Origin of the sequence: Streptomyces sp. NBC_00076 (assembly GCF_045041235.1) — a bacterium.
Lineage (GTDB): Bacteria > Actinomycetota > Actinomycetes > Streptomycetales > Streptomycetaceae > Streptomyces.
Window position 1 is genome coordinate 7,754,636 of the sequence record NZ_CP108242.1, and the last position, 24,655, is coordinate 7,779,290.

The following is a 24,655-nucleotide window of genomic DNA, read 5'->3' on the forward strand; positions in this document are numbered from 1 at the left end:
TCTCCTCACGAAAATAGGTGTCAAGGTCCGGGTCGACTGTTTGCGTTGAAGGGGTCGCACCGAATGGCGAACGAGCAGAAACTCCGTGAGTACCTGAAGCGGGTCACCGCGGATCTGCACCAGACCCGGCAGCGCCTGCAGGAGGCCGAGTCCGCGAACCACGAATCCGTCGCGATCGTCGCGATGAGCTGCCGCTACCCCGGCGGCGTCGCCGGCCCGGAGGACCTGTGGCAGCTCGTCGCCGAGGGCGCCGACGCGATCTCCCCCTTCCCCCAGGACCGTGGCTGGGACACCGCCTCCCTCTACGACCCGGACCCGGACCGCCCCGGCACGAGCTACGCCCGTGAGGGCGGCTTCCTGCACGACGCCGCGGACTTCGACCCGGACTTCTTCGAAATCTCGCCCCGTGAGGCGCTGGCCATCGACCCCCAGCAGCGGTTGCTCCTGGAGACCTCGTGGGAGGCGTTCGAGCGGGCCGGCATCGACCCGACCACGCTGCGCGGCAGCCGCACGGGCGTCTACGTCGGCGTCATGTACGGCGACTACGGCAACCGCATCCTCAGCAACCCCGAGGGACTGGAGGAGTTCGAGGGCTACCTCGGCAACGGCAGCGCCGGAAGCATCGCCTCCGGCCGCGTCGCCTACACCTTCGGCCTCGAAGGCCCGGCGGTGACGATCGACACGGCCTGCTCGTCCTCCCTCGTCGCTCTCCACCTGGCGGCCCACGCACTGCGACGCGGCGAATGCGAGCTGGCGCTCGCGGGCGGTGTGACCGTGATGTCCACGCCGGACACCTTCGTGGAGTTCAGCCGGCAGCGGGGGCTGGCGGCGGACGGCCGTTGCAAGCCGTTCGCGGAGGCTGCGGACGGCACGGGGTGGGGTGAGGGTGTCGGTCTGCTGCTCCTGGAGCGGCTGTCGGATGCCAGGCGCAACGGACATCAGGTCCTGGCGGTGGTGCGGGGTTCGGCCGTCAATCAGGACGGGGCCAGTAGTGGTCTGACGGCTCCCAATGGGCCGTCGCAGCAGCGGGTGATCCGGGCTGCGCTGGCGAACGCGGGGCTGGCGTCGGGTGATGTGGACGTGGTGGAGGCGCACGGCACCGGGACCACGTTGGGTGACCCGATCGAGGCGCAGGCGCTCATCGCGACCTATGGGCGGGAGCGGTCGGAGGAGCGGCCGTTGTGGCTGGGGTCGGTGAAGTCGAACATCGGGCATACGCAGGCTGCCGCGGGTGTGGCCGGTGTGATCAAGATGGTGATGGCGATGCGGCAGGGTGTGTTGCCGCGGACGCTGCATGTGGATGCGCCGAGTTCGCATGTGGACTGGTCGGCTGGTGCGGTTGAGCTGCTGACGGAGGCTCGGGAGTGGTCTGAGCGGGCGGACGTGCCGCGTCGGGCGGGTGTGTCGTCGTTCGGTGTGAGCGGGACGAACGCGCATGTGGTTCTGGAGCAGGCGCCGGCCGTGGAGGAGCCTGCTTCGGCGCCCGCTCCGACGGGCGTGGTGCCGTGGCTGGTGTCCGCGCGTGATGCGCAGGCGTTGCAGGCTCAGGTGGAGCGGCTGCGGGACTACGTCGGCTCGCGTGACGACCTCGATGTCGGTGACGTGGGGTGGTCGTTGTTGTCCGGGCGGGCGGTGCTGGAGCACCGGGCGGTGATGCTCGGGCGCGGTCGTGAGGACCTGCTGGGCGGTCCGGTGATCTCCGGCGCGGTGGCTGAGGGTCGGCTCGGGGTGTTGTTCACCGGGCAGGGCAGTCAGCGGCCGGGCATGGGGCGGGAGCTGTACGACGCCTTCCCGGTGTTCGCGGATGCGCTGGATGAGGTCTGCGCCCACTTCGATTCGTTGCTGGAGCGGCCGTTGGCCGAGGTGTTGTTCGGCGAGGACGCCGATGCACTGGAGCAGACCGGGTACGCGCAGCCGGCGTTGTTCGCGGTCGAGGTGGCGCTGTTTCGGCTTGCGGAGTCGTTCGGGTTGCGGCCGGAGGTTCTCGGTGGGCACTCGGTCGGTGAGCTGGTGGCGGCTTATGTGGCGGGGCTGTGGTCGCTTCAGGATGCGGTGCGGCTGGTGGCGGCCCGGGGCCGGTTGATGCAGGCGTTGCCTGAGGGTGGCGCCATGCTCGCGGTGCAGGCCGCTGAGGAGGATGTAGCGCCTTTGCTGGAAGGCGCGGTGGGTGTGGCGGCGGTGAACGGGCCGTCGCAGGTGGTCCTGTCCGGTGACCGTGCCGCCCTGGAGGCCCTCGCGGAAACCTTCAAGGCTGAGGGCCGTAAGACGCGGTGGCTGCGGGTCTCGCACGCGTTCCACTCGCCGTTGATGGAGCCGATGCTGGATGACTTCCGGAAGGTCGCCGAGAGGCTCACCTACGAGGCGCCGAGTCTGCCGGTCGTGTCGAACCTGACCGGCCGTATGGCCACGGCGGAGGAGCTTCAGGACCCGGGGTACTGGGTGCGGCACGTCCGTGAGGCGGTCCGCTTCCACGACGGCATCGGGGCTTTGACCGAGTACGGCGTCACGACCGTCGTCGAGCTGGGCCCGGACGCGGTCCTGACCGCGATGGCCCACGAGACCCTGACGACGCCTGAGGCGCAGGCGGGCCTGATCCCCACCCTGCGCAAGGACCGTCCGGAACCCGGCACGTTCCTGACCGCCCTGGCCCAGGCGTATGTCCGTGGGATCACGGTCGACTGGGCCCCGCTGTTCACCCCGGCCGAGGCCCGCCGCCAGGTGGACCTGCCCACCTACGCCTTCCAGCACCGGAGCTACTGGCTCAACCCGCTGAAGCAGACCGCCGTGGGCGGTGGGGCCGAGCCGATCGACGAGGGATTCTGGAAGGCGGTGGAGAGCGCGGACCTGGACGCGCTCACCAACGCGCTGGGGGTCGACGAGGAGGCCCCGTTCCGGTCCGTGATGCCGGCCCTGAACGCATGGCGGCAGCGGCGGCACGACCAGTCCGTGCTGGACTCGTGGCGGTACCGCGCCACGTGGCAGCCGCTCGGCAGGCAGGCTCCCGTACGCCACACCGGCACCTGGCTGGTCGTCGCACCCGCCGAGGAGGCCGCCCTGCCGTGGACCGACGCGTGCGTGCGAGCCCTGCGGGACAGCGGAGCACAGACCGAAGTGCTGCACGTCGACGCCGTGCACGCCGACCGCGACGAACTACGGAACCTCCTGGCCGCCACCGTGGCCGACGCGCCGGTCTCCGGAGTGCTGGCCCTGCTGGCAGCCGCACCCTTCGGCCCGTCCGCATCCGTTCCGGAGGGCATTTCACGCACGCTCGCCCTGATCCAGGCGCTCGGCGATGCCGGGATCGGCGCGCCGCTGTGGGTGTCGACGCGCGGTGCGGTGTCCGTGGACCGGTCCGACGGGCCGGTCGATGTGACGGGCGCGGGCGTGTGGGGTCTGGGCCGGGTGGCCGCGCTGGAGTGCCCGGAGCGGTGGGGCGGTCTCGTCGACCTGCCCGAGGTGCCGGACGGCAGGGCGATGGCCCGGCTGGGCCAGGTCCTGGTGTCGCCGTCGGGTGAGGACCAGGTCGCGGTACGTGGGTCGGGGGTGTTCGTACGGCGCTTGGTGCGGGTGTCTCCCGGTGTCGGGGAGTCGGTCTGGTCGCCGCGGGGGAGTGTGCTGGTCACGGGTGGTACGGGTGCTCTGGGTGGGCATGTGGCGCGGTGGCTTGCGCGTGAGGGTGCCGAGCACGTCGTACTGACGAGTCGTCGTGGTCCGGACGCTCCTGGTGCTGCGGAACTTGTGGCGGAGTTGGAGGAGTTGGGGGCGCGGGTCACCGTGGCGGCCTGTGATGTGGCCGATCGGGAGGCGCTGGCTGAAGTCCTGGCGGTGATTGCTGAGGACGCTCCGCTGACGGGTGTGTTCCACACGGCCGGTGTTCTCGACGACGGTGTGCTGGACGCCATGAGTGCCGAGCGGTTCGCCACCGTCTTCCGGGCCAAGGTGCGGGCGGCGCTGAACCTGCACGAGCTGACGAAGGACGACGAGAACCTGTCGGCGTTCGTGCTGTTCTCGTCGCTCACCGGCACCGTCGGAGCGCCTGGGCAGGCCAACTACGCCGCCGCGAACGCCTGTCTGGACGCGCTCGCCGAGCAGCGGCAGGCGCTGGGACTGCCCGCTGTGTCGCTGGCCTGGGGGCCATGGGCGGGCAGCGGAATGGCGGCGACGCAGGCCGATGACGACGCCGAGGCACGCATGCGCCAGGCGGGCTTGCCGGCCATGGACGCCTCACGGGCCGTGGCGGCCCTGCGGCATGCCGTGGGGCGAGGCCGAGCAGAACAGGAAGGGCAGGACCGGGACGCCACACTCGTCATCGCGGACGTGATGTGGGACCGGTTCCTGAAGGGTTTCACGGCTGCCCGGCCGAGCACGCTGTTCGACGAACTGCCGGAGTCCGAGGCCGCCCTTCACATGAGGTCGGCCGCCGCCACCGACCATCCCGACGGCCCCGAACTGAGCCGCCGGCTGTCCGCCATGTCACGCGAGGAGGCCGAGCGCACCCTGCGCGACCTCGTACGCACGCAGGCCGCCGCGGTACTCGGCCACAGCGGGCCCGAGGCCGTGGGCGCCGAGCGCGCCTTCAAGGAGCTGGGCTTCGACTCCCTGACCTCGGTGGAGTTCCGCAACCGCCTGGGCGCCGCCACCGGCCTCACCCTGCCGGCGACCCTGGTCTTCGACCACCCCTCGCCGCTGGCGACCGCCGAGTATCTGTACGGCGAACTCGTCGGCGACGTACGGGACGCCCAGGCCGGGACCGACGCACCGAGCGGGGCGCCGGCCGACGACGAGCCCATCGCGATCGTGGCGATGAGCTGCCGCTTTCCGGGCGGTGTCCGAACCCCTGAGGACCTGTGGCAGCTCGTCGCGGACGGCGTCGACGGGCTCGGGGAGTTCCCGGCCGACCGTGGCTGGGACACGGACGCGCTGTACGACTCCGACCCGGACCGCGCCGGTTCGACGTACACCCGGCAGGGCGGCTTCCTCTACGACGCCGCTGAGTTCGACGCCGGGTTCTTCGGGATCTCGCCGCGTGAGGCGCTGGCGATGGATCCGCAGCAGAGGTTGCTGCTGGAGACGGGCTGGGAGCTGTTCGAGCGGGCCGGCATCGATCCCCTGAGCCTGCGCGGCAGCCGCACCGGCGTCTTCGCCGGCACGAACGGCCAGGACTACCTCGACCTCCTGAAGGACGCCCCGGACGACGTCGAGGGCTACATCGGCACCGGCAACGCCGCGAGTGTCGTGTCCGGGCGACTGTCGTACGCCTTCGGCCTGGAAGGGCCCGCCATGACCGTCGACACGGCCTGCTCCTCGGCGCTCGTGGCCCTGCATCTGGCCGTGCAGGCGCTGCGGCGGGGCGAATGCGAGCTGGCGCTCGCGGGTGGCGTGACGGTGATGTCGACGCCCGGCGCGTTCGTTGAGTTCAGTCGTCAGCGGGGGCTGGCGGTGGACGGGCGGTGCAAGGCGTTCGCGGAGGCGGCGGACGGCACGGGGTGGGGTGAGGGTGTCGGTCTGCTGCTTTTGGAGCGGCTCTCGGATGCGCGGAGGAAGGACCACCGGGTGCTGGCCGTGGTACGGGGGGCCGCGGTCAATCAGGACGGGGCCAGTAACGGGCTGACGGCTCCCAATGGGCCGTCGCAGCAGCGGGTGATCCGGGCTGCGCTGGCGAGTGCCGGGCTGGCGCCCGGTGACGTGGATGCCGTGGAGGCTCATGGCACCGGGACCACGTTGGGTGACCCGATCGAGGCGCAGGCGCTCATCGCGACCTATGGGCGGGAGCGGTCGGAGGACCGGCCGCTTCTGATCGGGTCGGTGAAGTCGAACATCGGGCATACGCAGGCTGCCGCGGGTGTGGCCGGTGTGATCAAGATGGTGATGGCGATGCGGCAGGGTGTGTTGCCGCGGACGCTGCATGTGGATGCGCCGAGTTCGCATGTGGACTGGTCGGCTGGTGCGGTTGAGCTGCTGACGGAGGCTCGGGAGTGGTCTGAGCGGGAGGACGTGCCGCGTCGGGCGGGTGTGTCGTCGTTCGGTGTGAGCGGGACGAACGCGCATGTCATCGTCGAGCAGGCGCCGGTCGAGGAGGAGCCTGCCACCGCGGCACCTGCGCCGTTCGGTGTGGTGCCGTGGGTGGTGTCCGCGCGTGATGCGCAGGCGTTGCAGGCTCAGGTGGAGCGGCTGCGGGACTACGTCGGCTCGCGCGGCGACCTGGATGCTGGCGATGTGGGCTGGTCGTTGCTGTCGGGCCGGGCGGTGCTGGAGCACCGGGCGGTGATGCTCGGCAAGAGCAGTGAGGACCTGCTGGGCGGTCCGGTGATCTCCGGGTCGGTGGTCGAGGGTCGGCTCGGGGTGTTGTTCACCGGGCAGGGCAGTCAGCGGCCGGGGATGGGGCGGGAGTTGTACGACGCCTTCCCGGTGTTCGCGGATGCGCTGGATGAGGTCTGCGCCCACTTCGATTCGTTGCTGGAGCGGCCGTTGGCCGAGGTGTTGTTCGGCGAGGACGCCGGCCTCCTGGGACAGACCGGGTACGCGCAGCCGGCGTTGTTCGCGGTCGAGGTGGCGCTGTTTCGGCTTGCGGAGTCGTTCGGGTTGCGGCCGGAGGTTCTTGGTGGGCACTCGGTCGGTGAGCTGGTGGCGGCTTATGTGGCGGGGCTGTGGTCGCTTCAGGATGCGGTGCGGCTGGTGGCGGCCCGGGGCCGGTTGATGCAGGCGTTGCCTGAGGGTGGCGCCATGCTCGCGGTGCAGGCTGCCGAGGAGGATGTAGCGCCTTTGCTGGAAGGTGCGGTGGGTGTGGCGGCGGTGAACGGGCCGTCGCAGGTGGTCCTGTCCGGTGACCGTGCCGCCCTGGAAGCTCTCGCCGAGGCATTCAAGGCTGAGGGTCGTAAGACGCGGTGGCTGCGCGTCTCGCACGCGTTCCACTCCCCGCTGATGGAACCGATGCTCGACGACTTCCGGAAGGTCGCCCAGGGCCTGACGTACGGGACGCCGAGTCTGCCGGTCGTGTCGAACCTGACCGGCCGTATGGCCACGGCGGAGGAGCTTCAGGACCCGGACTACTGGGTGCGGCACGTCCGTGAGGCGGTCCGCTTCCACGACGGCCTGACCACCCTGGCGGGAGAGAACGTCACGACCATCGTCGAGCTGGGCCCGGACGCCGTGCTGACCGCGATGGCCCACGACACCCTCACCACCCCCGAAGCCCAGGCGGGCCTGATCCCCGCCCTGCGCAAGGACCGTCCCGAGGCCGACACCTTCCTCAGGGCTCTGGCGCAGGCGTTCGTGCGAGGTTCGACCGTCGACTGGGCGCCCCTCTTCACGCCCACCGAGACCCGCCGCCGCGTCGATCTGCCCACGTACGCCTTCCAACGGCGCCGCTACTGGCTGGAGACCACGCCCCGGACCCCGGCGGCCCAGGGCGAGGCACCGGTCGACGAAGCCGAGGCAGGATTCTGGGAGATGGTGGAGCGAGCGGACCTCAAGGAGTTCGCCGGCACCTTGGACCTCGGTGAGGAGGCCACCGTCTCCTCGGTGCTGCCCGCCCTGACCGCCTGGCGGCGCCGGGCGCGCGAGTCGTCCATCCTGGACAGCTGGCGCTACCAGGTGTCCTGGCGGTCGTTGACCGACGGGCCTACCGGCAACCCCGAACTCACCGGGACCTGGGCACTGGTGATTCCCGCCGGACAGGCGGCGCATCCGTGGTGTTCGGCCGTGGAGGCGGTGCTCGATGCGCGTGCACACCGGGTCGTGCGGATCGTGGTCGGCGACGAGGCCATGGGTGGTCGTGCCGAACTGACGCGACAGCTGCAAGAGTTGAGCGGCCGGCCTGTGGGCGGCGTACTGTCCCTGCTGGCCCTGGACGAGTCCCCGTACCCCGACCATCCCGCGCTGAGCCGTGGGATCGTGGCGACGCTCGGCCTCGTACAGGCCTTCCTCGACGCGGAGATCGGCGGACGGCTCTGGGCCGCGACCAGCGGTGCCGTGTCAGTCGGGACCGTCGATGCGCTGCGCAGTGTGGCGCAGACGCAGGTGTGGGGCTTCGGGCGGGCCGCCGGGCTGGAGCACCCCGAAATCTGGGGTGGCCTGATCGACCTTCCGGAGGCCGTCGACGAGCGGACGTGTGGACGGCTGGCCGACGTGCTCGCGCTCGGCGGAGGCCCCGGCTTCACGGAGGACCAGCTCGCGCTGCGCCCGGCGGGTGTGTTCGCCCGGCGCCTCGTCCGGGCGGACGGCGATCGGCCCTCCACCCCCTGGCGCCCCCACGGCACTGTCCTCGTCACCGGCGGCACCGGCGCGCTCGGCTCCCACGTCGCACGCCGGCTCGCCGAGAATGGCGCCGAGCACCTCGTCCTGACCAGCCGCCGTGGCCCGCAGGCCCCGGGAGCCGCCGAGCTGGAGGCGGAGCTCGCCGCACTCGGCGCCAAGGTCACCGTCGTGGCCTGCGACATCGCAGACCGGTCGGCGGTGGCCGCGCTGCTGGACGCCGTACCGGCCGAGCAGCCGCTGACCGCGGTCGTTCACGCGGCGGGCGTCGGACAGGATCGCCCGCTCCGCGCGACGAGCCCGGCTGACTTCGCCGAGGTCGTCGCGGGCAAGACGGCCGGGGCGGTGCACCTCGACGAACTGCTCGCGGACACACCGCTGGACGCCTTCGTGCTCTTCTCGTCGATCGCCGGAGTGTGGGGCAGCGGGGCGCAGGCGGCGTACGCCGCCGCCAACGCCTTCCTCGACGGCCTCGCCGAGCGGCGCCGGGCCCGCGGGCTGGCGGTGACCTCCGTCGCCTGGGGCCCGTGGGCCGGATCCGGCATGGCCAGCGACGAGGAGGCCGCCGAGCACCTGCGCAGGCGAGGCCTCGAGGTCATGTCGCCGGGCCGGGCGCTCGCGGCCCTGCAGCGGGCGCTCGACCGGCGCGACGCGCTGGTCACCGTCGCCGACGTGGACTGGGAACGCTTCGCGCGCTCCTTCACCGCCCTGCGCCCGAGCCCCCTCCTCGACGACCTGCCCGAGGTACGGCGGGCCGCCGAGGCGTCGGCCGACGGCCGGGGGGCCACCGCCGACGGGGACCCGCACCAGACCGCGGCCGCCCTGCGCGAAAGGCTGGCCGCGGCCAAGCCCGTCGAACGCGAGCGGACCCTGCTCAAGCTGGTGCGGACGGAGGTCGCCGCCGTTCTCGGACACGCGGACACCAGCGAGGTCCAGGCGAACCGCGCGTTCAAGGAGCTGGGTTTCGACTCGCTGACCGCCGTCGAACTCCGTACGCGACTGAACGCGGCAACCGGCCTGAACCTGCCCAGCACCCTGGTCTTCGACCATCCCACCGCCACCGAACTCGCCCACCGGCTTCTCGCCGAACTCCTTCCGGACACCGCGGACGACGACGGTGACGGCACCTACGAGGTCGCGGAGGCCGACGTACGCAGGACGCTGGCGGCCATCCCGCTCGCCCGTCTGCGCCAGGCCGGTCTCATGGACGCCCTCCTGCGGCTGGCGGACGCCGACCCGGGCCGCCACCAGCATGTGACACCGGCCGAGGAAGACGACGCGGCCTCCATCGACGACATGGACGTGGCGAACCTGGTCCAGATGGCCTTGGACAACAGCGAGTCCTGACTCTCCCCCGTTCCCGAACGCCACGACATCACAACCCCGCACACCCCGAACTCCCTGAGTTTCCTGACGCAGCACGGAATGTGGAGCCGAAGAAATGACGAGGCCCTCGGACACGGTCGTCGAAGCGCTGCGCGCGTCTCTGAAGGAGACCGAGCGACTGCGACGGCAGAACCAGCAGCTCACGGCGGCTTCCAAGGAGCCGGTCGCGATCGTCGGCATGAGCTGCCGTTACCCCGGCGGTGTCCGCGGCCCCGAGGACCTGTGGCGCCTCGTCGCCGAGGGACGCGACGCCATCGGCGACCTCCCCGAGGACCGCGGCTGGGACGTCGACGGCCTCTACGATCCCGACCCGGAGCGCTCCGGCACCTTCTACGCCCGCCAGGGCGGTTTCCTGCACGACGCGGGCGAGTTCGACGCCGCCTTCTTCGGTATCTCCCCGCGTGAGGCGCTCGCCATGGACCCGCAGCAGCGGCTGCTGCTGGAGACGTCCTGGGAGGCCGTCGAACGAGCCGGCATCGACGCCACGGCACTGCGCGGCTCCCGCACCGGGGTGTTCGTCGGATCCGGCTACCAGGGCTACGGCGAAGGAGTCCGCCAGGCACCCGAGGGCGTCGAGGGACACCTGCTCACCGGCAACACCACCAGCGTCATGTCCGGCCGCCTCTCGTACGTCCTGGGCCTGCACGGCCCGGCCGTGACGGTGGACACGGCGTGCTCGTCCTCCCTGGTCGCCCTGCATCTGGCCGCGCAGGCGCTGCGGCAGGGCGAGTGCGACCTGGCCCTGGCCGGCGGCGTCACGGTCATGTCCTCCCCGGAGACGTTCGTGGAGTTCAGTCGTCAGCGGGGGCTGGCGGTGGACGGGCGGTGCAAGGCGTTCGCCGCGGCTGCGGACGGCACCGGGTGGGGTGAGGGTGTCGGGCTGCTGCTTTTGGAGCGGTTGTCCGACGCGCGGCGGAACGGGCATCGGGTGCTGGCGGTGGTGCGGGGTTCGGCCGTCAATCAGGACGGGGCGAGCAATGGTCTGACGGCTCCCAACGGGCCGTCGCAGCGCCGGGTGATCCGGGCGGCCTTGGCGAACGCGGGGCTGGCGTCGGGTGATGTGGACGTGGTGGAGGCGCACGGGACTGGTACGACGCTGGGTGACCCGATCGAGGCGCAGGCGTTGCTGGCGACCTACGGGAAGGAGCGGGCTGAGGGGCGTCCGCTGTGGCTGGGGTCGTTGAAGTCGAACATCGGGCACACGCAGGCCGCCGCCGGTGTCGCCGGTGTCATCAAGATGGTGATGGCGATGCGGCAGGGTGTGCTGCCGCGGACCCTGCACGTGGACGAGCCGACGCCGGAAGTCGACTGGTCGGCCGGGGCTGTCGAACTGCTGACCGAGGCCCGCGAGTGGCCGGAGGATGACCGGCCACGCCGGGCCGGCGTGTCGTCGTTCGGCATGAGCGGGACCAACGCCCATGTGGTCCTGGAGCAGGCGCCGGCCGAGGAGCCGGAGGAGGCTGAGGCACCGGCGGGGCCGGTGGTGTCCGGTGTGGTGCCGTTCGTGGTGTCCGGCAAGTCGGTTCAGGCGCTGCGCGGGCAGGCGGCGCGGCTGCGGGAGCATGTACGGTCCGATGCCGGACTTCCTGACATCGCCTGGTCGTTGGGGGCCGGGCGGTCGCGGTTCTCGCACCGGGGCGTGGTGCTCGCCACGGACCACGCCGAGCTGCTGGCGGGGCTGGAGCGGCTGGCCGAGGGTGAGGCGATCGCCGGCTCCGTGGTGCTGGGGCGGGCCGTCGAGGATGCGGTGCGGCCGGTGTTCGTGTTTCCGGGTCAGGGGTCGCAGTGGGCGGGGATGGCGGTCGAACTCCTCGGCTCCAGTCCGGTGTTCGCGGAGCGGATGCGTGAGTGTGCGGGGGCGTTGTCGGGGTTCGTCGAGTGGGATCTGTTCGAGGAGCTGGGGGGTGAGAACTTCGATCGGGTGGATGTGGTCCAGCCGGTGTTGTTCGCGGTGATGGTGTCGCTGGCCGAGGTGTGGCGGGCGGCGGGTGTTGAGCCTGCGGCTGTGGTGGGTCACAGTCAGGGTGAGATCGCCGCGGCGTGTGTGGCGGGCGCGCTCTCCCTGGAGGACGCGGCCCGCGTGGTCGCGCTGCGCAGTCAGGCGATTCGTGCGTTGTCCGGGCGGGGTGGCATGGTGTCGGTGCCGTTGCCGGTCGGGGAGGTTGGGGAGCTGATCGGCGGCTGGGAGGGCCGTATTGATGTCGCCGCGGTGAACGGTCCGGCGCAGGTGGTGGTCTGCGGTGAGCCGGAGGCCCTGCGGGAGCTGGTCGCCCACTGCGAGCGGAATGACATCCGGGCCCGCACCATCCCGGTCGACTACGCCTCCCACTCGGTACAGGTGGAGGCCATCGAGGAGCGGCTGGCCGAGGCTCTGGCGCCGGTGGCACCGGAGACCCCCGACGTCCCGGTGTTCTCCACGTTGACCGGGGCGTGGCTGGACGAGCCGATGGACGCGGGTTACTGGTACCGCAATCTCCGCCACACGGTGCTGTTCGAGGAGGCGACGCGGGGTCTGCTGGCCGAGGGGCACACGCTGTTCCTGGAGATGAGCCCGCACCCGGTGCTGACGGTTCCGGTGCAGGCGACCATCGACGACACCGGCCACCCGGCCGCCACCGCGCTGGGCTCCCTGCGCCGCGACGAGGGCGGCGCCGACCGCCTCATGGCCTCGCTCGCCGAAGCGCACGTGCACGGCGCCGAATTGCACTGGAAGGCCTTCCTCCCCGGCGCGAAGACGATCGACCTGCCCACCTACGCCTTCCAGCACGACCACTACTGGCTCCAGGCAGGCCCCGTGGCAGGCGACGTCACGGCCGCCGGTCTCGACGACGCGGGTCACCCGTTGCTCGGTGCGGCCGTGCCGCTGGCCGAAGGGGACGGGTACCTGCTCACGGGACGCCTGTCGTTGCGCACGCACCCGTGGCTGGCCGACCACGCCGTGGCGGGGCTCGTGCTGCTGCCCGCGACCGCCTTCGTGGAGCTGGCCGTGCGGGCCGGGGACCAGGTCGGCTGTGCGCTGGTCGAGGAACTCACCATGGAGACGCCGCTGCTCGTCCCGGACACGGGCGGCGTCCAGCTGCAGCTGACCGTCGGGCCCGCCGACGAGACGGGCCGCCGTCCCCTCGCCTTCCACTCCCGGCCCGACACCGGCCCGGAGCCGGCGGTGGGCGGCGGCGGCCATGTGTCGTGGACCAGGCACGCCACCGGCGTCCTCGCGACGACGGGCGTCCCCGCGGAGTTCGACCTGACGCAGTGGCCGCCCTCGCGTGCTCAGGCGGTGGACGCCGGTGAACTCGAGGGATTGTACGAGGAGTTCGCGGCGGCGGACGTACGGTACGGACCGGCCTTCCGCGGACTGCGCGGCGCCTGGCGGCGCGGTGACGAGGTGTTCGCCGAGGTCGCCGTACCCGAGACACAGCGCGACGAGGCCGGGTTGTTCGGGCTGCACCCGGTACTGCTCGACGCCGCCCTCCAGACCGCTCACTTCGGGCAGGACGACACCGGTACGCAGACCGCACCGGTGCTGCCCTTCGCGTGGAACGACGTGGCGCTGTACGCCACGGGCGCGAGGACGCTGCGGGTACGGCTGTCCCGGCACCGGAGCGGAGGCGGCGACGCGGTGTCCGTACAGCTCGCCGACGACACCGGCATGCCCGTGGCGCGGATCGGTTCGCTCGTGTCCCGCCCGGTCGACGCCCGCCGCGGCCTCGCCGCACAGCGCCCGAGCATCGACCACCTCTTCCGCGTCGACTGGTCCCGGGCCACGACCCCTGCCGCCGCCGACGCCACCCCGTCCCGGCCGACGGGACCGTGGGCCGTCATCAGCCAGGACCCGTCGCACGGCGACGAGATGTGCCACCGGCTGCGCGCGGACGGCATCGACGCCGTGTCCCGCACGAGCCTGGCCGACCTGGCCCGGGCGGTGGAGGCGGGCGAGACGGCACCGCCGCAGTACGTGGTGGCCGTGATCACGGCGGACGAGTCGGCGGCCGGTGTGCCCGCCGCCGTGCACGCGGTGACCCAGGACGCGCTGGAGCTCACCCAGCAGTGGCTGGCCGAGGAGCGGTTCGCCGACGCGCGACTCGTCGTCCTGACGCGCGGAGCCGTGGCCCTGCCGGGCGGCGAGCCGCTCGTGGGCCTGGCGCAGACCGCCGTACCGGGGCTGCTGCGCTCCGCACAGTCCGAGGAACCGGACCGCTTCCTGCTCGCCGACGTGGACGACAGCCCCGAGTCGCTGCGGGCGCTGCCGTCCGCGTGCGCGCTGGGGGAGCCGGAGTTCGCGATCCGTTCCGGGGCGGTGCACGTACCCCGGCTGGTCCGGGAGACGGTGCCGTCCGCGGACACCGACACGACCGCCGCCACGGCGCTCCCCGCCCGGCTGGACACGGACGGTACCGTCCTGCTCACCGGCGCGCCCGGTGGCCTCGGCGGCGTCGTCGCCAGGCATCTGGTCACCGCGCACGGTATACGGCGGCTGCTGTTCCTCGGCCGCCGCGGCCCCGACGCCCCGGGCGCCTCCGAACTCGCCGACGCGGTCACCGCCTCCGGCGCGCACATCGACTTCACCGCCTGCGACACCGCCGACCGCGAGGCGCTGGAGGCGGCACTGGCCCGGATACCGGACGAGCATCCGCTCACCGCCGTCCTGCACACCGCGGGCGTCTTCGACGACGGCATCACCACCTCGCTCACCGCCGCCCAACTGAACCGCGTCCTGCGACCCAAGGTCGACGCCGCGGTCCACCTCCACGAGCTGACCGCCGACCGGGACCTGGCCGCCTTCGTCCTGTTCTCCTCCGTCGCCGGCGTCCTGGGCGGAGCGGGCCAGGGCAACTACGCGGCCGGCAACACCTTCCTCGACGCCTACGCACAGCACCTGCGCGCCCGGGGCATCCCCGCCACCTCCCTCGCTTGGGGCCTTTGGGCCGAGCGCGGAGGCATGGCCGGGCAGATCACCACCGGCGACCTGGAGCGCATGACCCGCTCCGGCATCGCCCCGCTCTCGACCGAGCAGGGCCTGCGCCTCCTCGACACCGCGCTCGGCCACAGCGCCGCCGCGCTGGTGCCCGTACGCTTCGACATCGCCGCGCTGCGCACCGCCCACGGGCAGCACCTGCAACCCCTGCTCGGCGGCCTCGTCCACGGCCACGCGCAGGTCAGGCGCGCGGTGGCGCACTCCGCGGGCCAGGACGACGGCCCGGCCTTCGTGCGGCGGCTGAACTCGCTCCCGGACAGCGAACGCGACCAGGCGGTCCTGGACCTCGTCCAGAGCCACTCCGCCGCCGTGCTCGGCCACGCCTCCGGCGACGCCATCGTGGCCGACCACGCCTTCCGCGACCTAGGCTTCGACTCGCTCACCGCCGTCGACCTGCGCAACCGCCTCAACGAGGCGACCGGCCTGCGGCTCCCGGCCACCCTCGTCTTCGACTACGCGAACCCGCTCGCCCTCGCCCGGCACCTGAAGACCGAGCTGAGCACCTCGGACGCGGCGGACTCGACGTCATCCCTGACGGCGCCCGGCCGCGCCACGGCCGCCGACGACGACCCGATCGCCATCGTCGCGATGAGCTGCCGTTTCCCCGGCGGCATCGACGACCCCGAAGCCCTGTGGCACCTGGTCAGCGAGGCCGGCGACGCCATCTCCGAACTCCCCGCCGCCCGCGGCTGGGCCACTGACGCCCTTTACGACCCCGACCCCGACCACCAGGGCAGCACCTACTCCCGCGGCGGCGGTTTCCTGCAGGACGCGGGTGAGTTCGACGCGGCCTTCTTCGGCATCTCCCCGCGCGAGGCCCTGGCCATGGACCCGCAGCAGCGGCTTCTGCTCGAGACGTCCTGGGAAGCCTTCGAACACGCCGGCATTCCCCCGGCGGCCCTGCGGGGCAGCGCGGTCGGAGTCTTCGTCGGCGCCTCGTCACAGGGGTACGGCGAGAGCGTCCGCGAGATCCCCGAGGGCCTCGAGGGCCACCTCATGACCGGCAACTCCACCAGCGTGGTCTCCGGCCGTATCTCGTACACGTTCGGCCTGGAGGGTCCGGCGGTGACGGTCGACACGGCCTGCTCGTCCTCCCTGGTCGCTCTGCATCTGGCCGCGCAGGCGCTGCGGCAGGGCGAGTGCGACATGGCCCTCGCCGGCGGCGCCACCGTCATGGCCACCCCGGACACCCTCGTCGCCTTCAGCCGCCAACGCGGCCTCGCGGAGGACGGCCGTTGCAAGCCGTTCGCCGACAGCGCCGACGGGTTCGGGGCCGGTGAGGGTGTGGGGATGCTGGTCCTGGAACGCCTGTCCGACGCGCGGCGGAACGGGCATCGGGTGCTGGCGGTGGTGCGGGGTTCGGCCGTCAATCAGGACGGGGCGAGTAATGGTCTGACGGCTCCCAATGGGCCGTCGCAGCAGCGGGTGATCCGGGCTGCGCTGGCGAACGCGGGGCTGGCGTCGGGTGATGTGGACGTGGTGGAGGCGCACGGGACCGGTACGACGCTGGGTGACCCGATCGAGGCGCAGGCGCTCATCGCGACCTATGGGCGGGGTCGGTCGGAGGAGCGGCCGTTGTGGCTGGGGTCGGTGAAGTCGAACATCGGGCACGCGCAGGCCGCCGCCGGTGTCGCCGGTGTCATCAAGATGGTCCTCGCCATGCGTCACGGCGTACTTCCGCCCACGCTGCACGTGGATGCGCCGAGTTCGCACGTGGACTGGTCGTCGGGGGTTGTGCGGCTGCTGACCGAGACCCGGGAGTGGTCGGAGGGTGACGGGCCACGCCGGGCCGGTGTGTCGTCGTTCGGCATGAGCGGGACCAACGCCCATGTGCTGCTGGAGCAGGCACCCGAGGCGGAACCGGTACGGGAGATCGAGCCCGAGGTGCCGGCGGAGCCGGTGGTGTCGGGTGTGGTGCCGTTGGTGCTGTCGGCCAAGTCCGAGGACGCGCTGCGGGGGCAGGCGGCGCGGCTGCGGGAGCACATGACGTCCGGTTCCGAACTCGCGGACATCGCCTGGTCGCTGACGGCCGCGCGGTCGCGGTTCGAGTATCGGGGTGTGGTGCTGGGCCGGGACCGGGAGGAGCTGCTGGCGGGGCTGGAGCGGTTGGCCGGGACGGACGCCCCCTCTCCGGGTGTGGTCACAGGCTGGGCTGTCCAGGGCACTGTGCGGCCGGTGTTCGTGTTTCCGGGTCAGGGGTCGCAGTGGGCGGGGATGGCGGTCGAACTCCTCGGCTCCAGTCCGGTGTTCGCGGAGCGGATGCGTGAGTGTGCGGGGGCGTTGTCGGGGTTCGTCGAGTGGGATCTGTTCGAGGAGCTGGGGGGTGAGAACTTCGATCGGGTGGATGTGGTCCAGCCGGTGTTGTTCGCGGTGATGGTGTCGCTGGCCGAGGTGTGGCGGGCGGCGGGTGTTGAGCCTGCGGCTGTGGTGGGTCACAGTCAGGGTGAGATCGCCGCGGCGTGTGTGGCGGGTGCGCTCTGCCTGGAGGACGCGGCCCGCGTGGTCGCGCTGCGCAGTCAGGCCATCCGTAAGCTGTCCGGGCGGGGTGGCATGGTGTCGGTGCCGTTGCCGGTCGGGGAGGTTGGGGAGTTGATCGGCGGCTGGGAGGGCCGTATTGATGTCGCCGCGGTGAACGGTCCGGCGCAGGTGGTGGTCTGCGGTGAGCCGGAGGCTCTGCGGGAGCTGGTCGCTCACTGCGAGCGGAATGACGTCCGGGCCCGGACCATCCCGGTGGACTACGCCTCCCACTCGGTACAGGTGGAGGCCATCGAGGACCAGCTCGATCAGTCCCTGGCCCCCGTCGCACCGCGAACCCCCGACGTCCCGGTGTTCTCCACGTTGACCGGGGCGTGGCTGGACGAGCCGATGGACGCGGGTTACTGGTACCGCAATCTCCGCCACACGGTGCTGTTCGAGGAGGCGACGCGGGGTCTGCTGGCCGAGGGGCACACGCTGTTCCTGGAGATGAGCCCGCACCCGGTGCTGACGGTTCCGGTGCAGGCGACCATCGACGACACCGGCCACTCTGCCGTCACGTTGGGATCCTTGCGCCGCGACGAGGGCGGCGCCGACCGCCTCATGGCCTCGCTCGCAGAGGCGCACGTGCACGGTCTGGAGCTGGACTGGAGGGCCCTTCTTCCCGGGGCCAAGTTGGTCGAGCTGCCCACGTATGCGTTCCAGCGTGAGCACTACTGGCTGACGGAGCCGGACTCGGAGTCCGGTGATGGTGCCGGTCTGGCGGTGGATGAGGTGGAGGCTCGTTTCTGGGAGGCGGTGGAGCGGGAGGATCTGGAGGCGCTGGCTTCGACGCTGGTCGACGTCGACGAGGAGTCGTTGGGTGCTGTGCTGCCGGGGTTGTCGTCGTGGCGGCGGCAGCGGCGTGAGCGGTCGGTGGTGGACGGCTGGCGTTATCGGGTGGTGTGGAAGCCGCTGAGCGGTGGGCTGCCTGTGGCTGCTTTGTCGGGTCGCTGGCTGGTGGTTGTTCCGGAGGAGGCGGCCGGCCATCCGTGGGTGGCGGGGGTCACCGATGCCATCGCCCGGGCCGGTGCCGAGGTGGATGAACTGCGGCTGGCAGCAGGGGAGATGACGCGGGAGGGACTGGCCGAGCGACTGTCGGGCGTTGCGGACGTCGCCGGCATCGTCTCCCTGCTGGCGTTCACCGAGGAGCCGCACCCCCTGCGCAGCGCGGTCCCCGCCGGCCTGGCGGGCACGCTCGCGTTGGTGCAGGCGCTCGGTGACGCGGAAGTCGGCGCCCCGCTGTGGGCGGTGTCGTGTGGTGCGGTGTCCACGGGGCGTAGTGACCGGTTGCGTGAGCCGGTGCAGGCGCAGGTGTGGGGGCTGGGCCGGGTGGTGGCGTTGGAGCATCCTCAGCTGTGGGGTGGGCTGATCGATCTGCCGGAGACGGTCGATGAGCGTGCGGGTGCTCGTCTGGCTGGGGTTTTGGCGGGTGTGGGTGATGAGGATCAGCTCGCGGTGCGTGGTTCCGGTGTTTTCGTGCGGCGGTTTGTGCCGGCTGTGCTGGAGGGGGAGGTGGCCTCGCGGTGGTCGGCCCGTGGTACGGCGCTGGTCACGGGTGGTACCGGGGCTGTCGGTGGGCATGTGGCGCGGTGGCTGGCGGGTAGTGGTGTCGAGCATCTGGTGCTGACCAGCCGGCGGGGCCTCGATGCTCCTGGTGCGGTGGAACTGAAGGCGGAGCTGGAGGAGTTGGGGGCTCGGGTCACGGTCGCGGCTTGTGATGTGGCCGACCGGGACGCGCTCGCCGCACTGCTGGAGCGGCTGACCACGGACGGGCATGTCCTGCGCTCCGTCTTCCACGCCGCCGGGATCGGGCAGGAGCAGCCGCTGACGGAGATGTCCGTCGCCGATATCGGCGAGGTGTACGGGGCGAAGACCGCCGGGGCCGTTCATCTGGACGAGCTGCTCGACGGTGCCGAGCTGGACGCGTTCGTGCTGTTCTCCTCCAACGCCGGCGTGTGGGGCAGTGGTGGACAGGGTGCCTACGGCGCCGCCAACGCCTTCCTCGACGGCCTGGCCGAGCGGCGGCGGGCGCGCGGTCTGGTCGCGACGTCCGTGGCCTGGGGGCTGTGGGCCGGCGGCGGCATGGCCGGTGAGGACGGGCAGGAGCAGTTGCGGCGCCGGGGTGTGCGGCCGATGGCGCCGGAGCTGGCCGTGCTGGCGCTGGAGCAGGCGGTGGCGTGCGGTGAGGTGTTCCTGGCGGTGGCGGATGTGGACTGGGAGCGGTTCGCTCCGGCGTTCACGTCGGTGCGGCCCAGCCCGTTCTTCGGGGAACTCCCCGAAGTTCGCAAGGCCTTGGCGGCCGGGGAGAGCGTGGGGGAGGACGACGGTTCGCTCTCTGAGCTGCGGCGCCGGCTGCTGGGGGTGACCGGGTCCGAGCGTGAGGCGATGCTGCTGGACTTGGTGCGTGCTCATGCGGCGGCCGTGCTCGGCTACGACGGACCTGAAGCTGTGGATGCGAGGCGTGCTTTCCGGGAGCTGGGCTTCGACTCGCTGACGGCGGTGGAGGTCCGCAACCGTCTGGCCACGGCGACGGGCTTGAAGCTGCCGACGACGCTGGTCTTCGACTATCCGACCTCGGTCGCGCTGGCGGGGTATCTGCGTGCCGAACTGGTGGGGGAGCGGGACACGTCGGCGGCCGGCGGTGCCGTGCCGGTGGTGGCGGGGAGCGTGGACGACGACCCGATCGCCATCGTGTCGATGAGCTGCCGCTACCCCGGCGGAGTACGTAACCCCGAGGACCTGTGGCGCCTCGTGTTCGACGGCTCGGACGCGATCTCCGTCTTCCCCACGGACCGTGGATGGGACATCGCCGACACGGCGAAGTTCAGGGCAGAGGGCGGATTCGTGTACGACGCGGGCGAGTTCGACGCTGCCTTCTTCGGTATCTCGCCGCGAGAGGCGCTTTCGATCGACCCGCAGCAGCGGCTGCTGCTGGAATCCGCCTGGGAACTCTTCGAGCGGGCCGGCATCGCGCCCTCGTCCGTCCGTGGCCACCAGACCGGGGTCTTCATCGGGTCCGGCTATCAGGGCTACGGAGAAGGCGTCCAGGATGCGCCGGAGGGCGTTGACGGCTACCTGCTCACGGGTAGCTCCGGAGCAGTCGTGTCAGGTCGACTGTCGTATGCGTTCGGGCTTGAAGGCCCGGCGGTGACCGTGGACACGGCGTGCTCGTCGTCGCTGGTCGCCCTGCATCTGGCCGCGCAGGCGCTGCGCCAGGGCGAGTGCGACCTGGCCCTCGCCGGTGGCGTGACGGTGATGTCCACGCCCACCGCTTTCGACGAGTTCAGCAAGCAGCAAGGTCTGGCGGCGGACGGCCGTTGCAAGCCGTTCGCGGAGGCTGCGGACGGCACGGGGTGGGGTGAGGGTGTCGGTCTGCTGCTTTTGGAGCGGCTCTCGGATGCGCGGAAGAAGGGCCACACGGTCCTGGCGGTGGTGCGGGGTTCGGCCGTCAATCAGGACGGGGCGAGCAATGGTCTGACGGCTCCCAATGGGCCGTCGCAGCAGCGGGTGATCCGGGCTGCGCTGGCGAACGCGGGGCTGGCGTCGGGTGATGTGGACGTGGTGGAGGCGCACGGCACCGGGACCACGTTGGGTGACCCGATCGAGGCGCAGGCGCTCATCGCGACCTATGGGCGGGAGCGGTCGGAGGATCGGCCGTTGTGGCTGGGGTCGGTGAAGTCGAACATCGGGCATACGCAGGCTGCCGCGGGTGTGGCCGGTGTGATCAAGATGGTGATGGCGATGCGGCAGGGTGTGTTGCCGCGGACGCTGCATGTGGATGCGCCGAGTTCACATGTGGACTGGTCGGGGGGCGCTGTCGAGCTGCTGGCCGAGGCCCGCGCGTGGCCGGAGAGTGGTCAGCCGCGTCGGGCTGGTGTCTCCTCCTTCGGCGTGAGCGGCACCAACGCGCACGTCATCGTCGAGCAGGGACCCGCTGCGAAGGAGCCTGTCCCTGCCTCCGCGCCGACGGGTGTGGTGTCGTGGCCGGTCTCGGCCAAGACGCCGGGCGCACTGGGCGCGCAAGCCGATCAGCTACGTCGGCACATGATCTCCCAGAGTGACCTGGACGTTGCCGATGTGGGCTGGTCGCTGTTGTCCGGTCGGTCGGCACTGGAGCACCGGGCGGTGATCCTCGGCAGGGGCCGTGACGACTTCCTCCAGGGCCTGGAGGCGCTGGCTTCCGGTGGTCCGGGGGTGGTGTCCGGGTCGGTGGTCGAGGGTCGGCTCGGGGTGTTGTTCACCGGGCAGGGCAGTCAGCGGCCGGGCATGGGCCGGGAGCTGTACCAGACGTTTCCGGTCTTCGCGGACGCTCTCGACGAGGTCTGCGCCCATTTCGATTCGTTGCTGGAGCGGCCGTTGGCCGAGGTGTTGTTCGGCTCTGAGGCTGAGGCGTTGGAGCAGACCGGGTACGCGCAGCCGGCGTTGTTCGCGGTCGAGGTGGCGCTGTTTCGGCTTGCGGAGTCGTTCGGGTTGCGGCCGGAGGTGCTCGGTGGGCACTCGGTCGGTGAGCTGGTGGCGGCTTATGTGGCGGGGTTGTGGTCGCTTCAGGATGCGGTGCGGCTGGTGGCGGCCCGGGGCCGGTTGATGCAGGCGTTGCCTGAGGGTGGCGCCATGCTCGCGGTGCAGGCTGCCGAGGAGGATGTAGCGCCTTTGCTGGAAGGTGCGGTGGGTGTGGCGGCGGTGAACGGGCCGTCGCAGGTGGTCCTGTCCGGTGACCGCACCGCCCTGGAAGCTCTCGCGGAAACCTTCAAGGCTGAGGGCCGTAAGACGCGGTGGCTGCGGGTCTCGCACGCGTTCCACTCGCCGTTGATGGAGCCGATGCTGGATGACTTCCGGCAGGTGGCCGAGGGGCTCGCCTACGAGGCGCCGAGTCTGCCGGTCGTGTCGAACCTGACGGGTCGTATGGCCACGGCGGAGGAGCTTCAGGACCCGGACTACTGGGTGCGGCACGTCCGCGAGGCGGTCCGCTTCCACGACGGTCTGACTACCCTCGCGGCCGACGGTGTCACGACCGTCGTCGAGCTGGGTCCGGACGCGGTGCTGACTGCGATGGCTCACGACACCCTCACCGCCCCCGAAGCCCAGGCGGGTCTGATCGCCTCGCTGCGCAAGGACCGTCCGGAGGCCGACACCTTCCTGGTCGCCCTGGCCCAGGCCCACGTCCGAGGCGCGACCGTCGACTGGACCCCGCTCCTCGCCCCCACCGAGGCCCGCCGCCGCATCGATCTGCCCACCTACCCCTTCCAACGCGACCACTACTGGCTGGAGACCGCACCCTCCTCGACGACGCTCCACAACGGCATGCCGGTCGACGAGGTCGAGGCGCGGTTCTGGGAGGCGGTCGAGCAGGGTGATCTGGAGGCGCTTGCGGAGGAGTTGGACGCGGACGAGAGCGACGCGGCGCTGACCGAGCTGGTGCCGGTGCTGTCCTCATGGCGTCGGCGCCGGCTTCACACGGCCACCCTGGACAGTTGGCGTTACCGCGTCTCCTGGAAGCCGTTGGGGCACACCGCGCCTTCCGCGCGCCTCGACGGGACGTGGCTGATCCTGACCACCGAGCGGGGAGTGGACGAGGAGTGGATCACGGCCCTGGACCGCGTGCTGAGCCAGAGCGGCGCGGAGGTACGGGTGGTCCCGGTCGACGCCGGCGGGATTGACCGCGAGGACCTGGCCGAACGGCTGCGCAAGGAAACCACCGGCCGTGAACTGGCCGGCGTGCTCTCCCTGCTGGCCCTCGACGAGGAACCCCACGCCGTCCAGGGGTCGGTCAGCAGCGGCCTGGCCGGGACGCTGACCCTCGTACAGGCCCTGAACGCGACCGGCACGACGGTCCCGCTCTGGATCACCACCAGGGCCGCTGTGTCCGTCGGTGCCTCAGACCCGGCGCAGCACCACTCGCAGGGGCAGGTGTGGGGCATGGGCCGTGTCGTGGCCCTCGAGTGCCCGCAGCTGTGGGGCGGTCTCGTCGATCTTCCCGCGGTGATCGACGACGGCAGGGCGCTGGACGGCCTCGTCCAGGTCCTGGCTTCCTCCTCGGGTGAGGATCAGGTCGCGGTGCGGGGCGCGGGCGTCTTCGCACGGCGTCTGGTGCGTGCGCCGCTCGGTGCCGTGTCCGGTGATGAGGCGTGGTCGCCGCGGGGCAGTGTGCTGGTGACGGGTGGTACGGGTGCCCTGGGAGCGCATGTCGCGCGGTGGCTTGCGCGTGAGGGTGCCGAGCACGTCGTACTGACGAGTCGTCGTGGTCCGGATGCTCCTGGTGCTGCGGAACTTGTGGCGGAGTTGGAGGAGTTGGGGGCGCGGGTCACCGTGGCGGCCTGTGATGTGGCCGATCGGGAGGCGCTGGCTGAAGTCCTGGCGGTGATTGCTGAGGACGCTCCGCTGACGGGTGTGTTCCACACGGCCGGTGTTCTCGACGACGGTGTGCTGGACGGCATGAGTGCCGAGCGGTTCGCCACCGTCTTCCGGGCCAAGGTGCGGGCGGCGCTGAACCTGCACGAGCTGACGAAGGACGACGAGAACCTGTCGGCGTTCGTGCTGTTCTCGTCGTTCGCCGGTGTCGCCGGTGGTGCCGGGCAGGGCGGGTACGCGGCGGCCAACGCGTATCTGGACGGGTTGGCCGAGCGGCGGCGGGCGCAGGGGCTGCCCGCGCTGTCGGTGGCCTGGGGTGCCTGGGCCGGTGGTGGGATGGCCGCCGAGGGAGTGGCGGCGGAACGGCTGCGGCAAGGGGCGATGCCGCCGATGGACCCGGAGTCGGCCATCCAGGCCCTGACGGGCGTCCTGGGCGGTGAGCGGGCGACGACCGTGATCGCCGACATCGACTGGGAGCAGTATCTGGCGGGCGGCGGGGCAGTCGCGCCCAACCCGCTCTTCGCGGACCTGCCCGAGGCCAGGGCGCTGGCGTCGGCCCGCAGCGGGCAGGGCGAGGACGCGAACGCAGCCGGGCCGGACCTGGCGCGACAACTCGCCGCTCTCACCGGGCCGGAGCAGGACAGGCTGCTGACCGATCTGGTCCGTGCGCAGGCCGCGACCGTCCTCGGGTATCGCGGTGCGGAGCAGGTGGACCCCGCCCGGGCCTTCCGGGAGCTGGGCTTCGACTCCTTGACCGCCGTGGAGTTGAGGAACAGCCTGGGCGCGGCCACAGGTCTGCCCCTGCCGACGACCCTCGTCTTCGACTACCCGACCTCGGTCGCCCTGGCCGGCCATCTGCGGGACGCACTCCTCCCGGACGCCGCCGACCCGGCAACCTCGCTGCTGGCCCAGCTGGACGCCCTCGAGACGGGGCTCACCGAAGCCACACCCTCGGAATCCGACCTGACCACGATCGCCGAACGGCTGCGCGTGCTCCTGGCCCAGTGCACCACGGACCAGCAGCCCGGCGAGGACGGGACGGAACGGGTTGCCGACGAACTGGAAACGGCGACGGACGACGAAGTGTTCGAGTTCATCAGCAAGGAGTTCGGCATCTCATGACCTCCTGAGAAATCACGGCATTCCGTGATGTCCCGTCGTGCTGCATTCCGACTT

Annotated in this window: 2 protein-coding genes; both read left to right on the plus strand. The window is 71.6% G+C overall.

Features of this window, described 5'->3' with window-relative positions; genetic code table 11:
* The first annotated feature begins 45 nt into the window (after window positions 1–45).
* A complete protein-coding gene (locus OHA64_RS35185) occupies window positions 46–9,600 on the plus strand; it encodes a type I polyketide synthase (protein WP_405620114.1) in 9,555 nt (3,184 codons plus the stop codon).
* Window positions 9,601–9,694: 94 nt separating this feature from the next.
* The gene (locus OHA64_RS35190) at window positions 9,695–24,601 is read left to right on the plus strand and encodes a type I polyketide synthase (protein ID WP_405620116.1); all 14,907 of its coding nucleotides are present in this window, start codon (window positions 9,695–9,697) and stop codon (window positions 24,599–24,601) included.
* Window positions 24,602–24,655 lie beyond the last annotated feature (54 nt).

Coding starts and splice junctions, on each gene's coding strand:
- OHA64_RS35190 (WP_405620116.1), top strand. CDS start 9,695: ATGACGAGGCCCTCGGACACGGTCGTCGAAGCGCTGCGCGCGTCTCTG.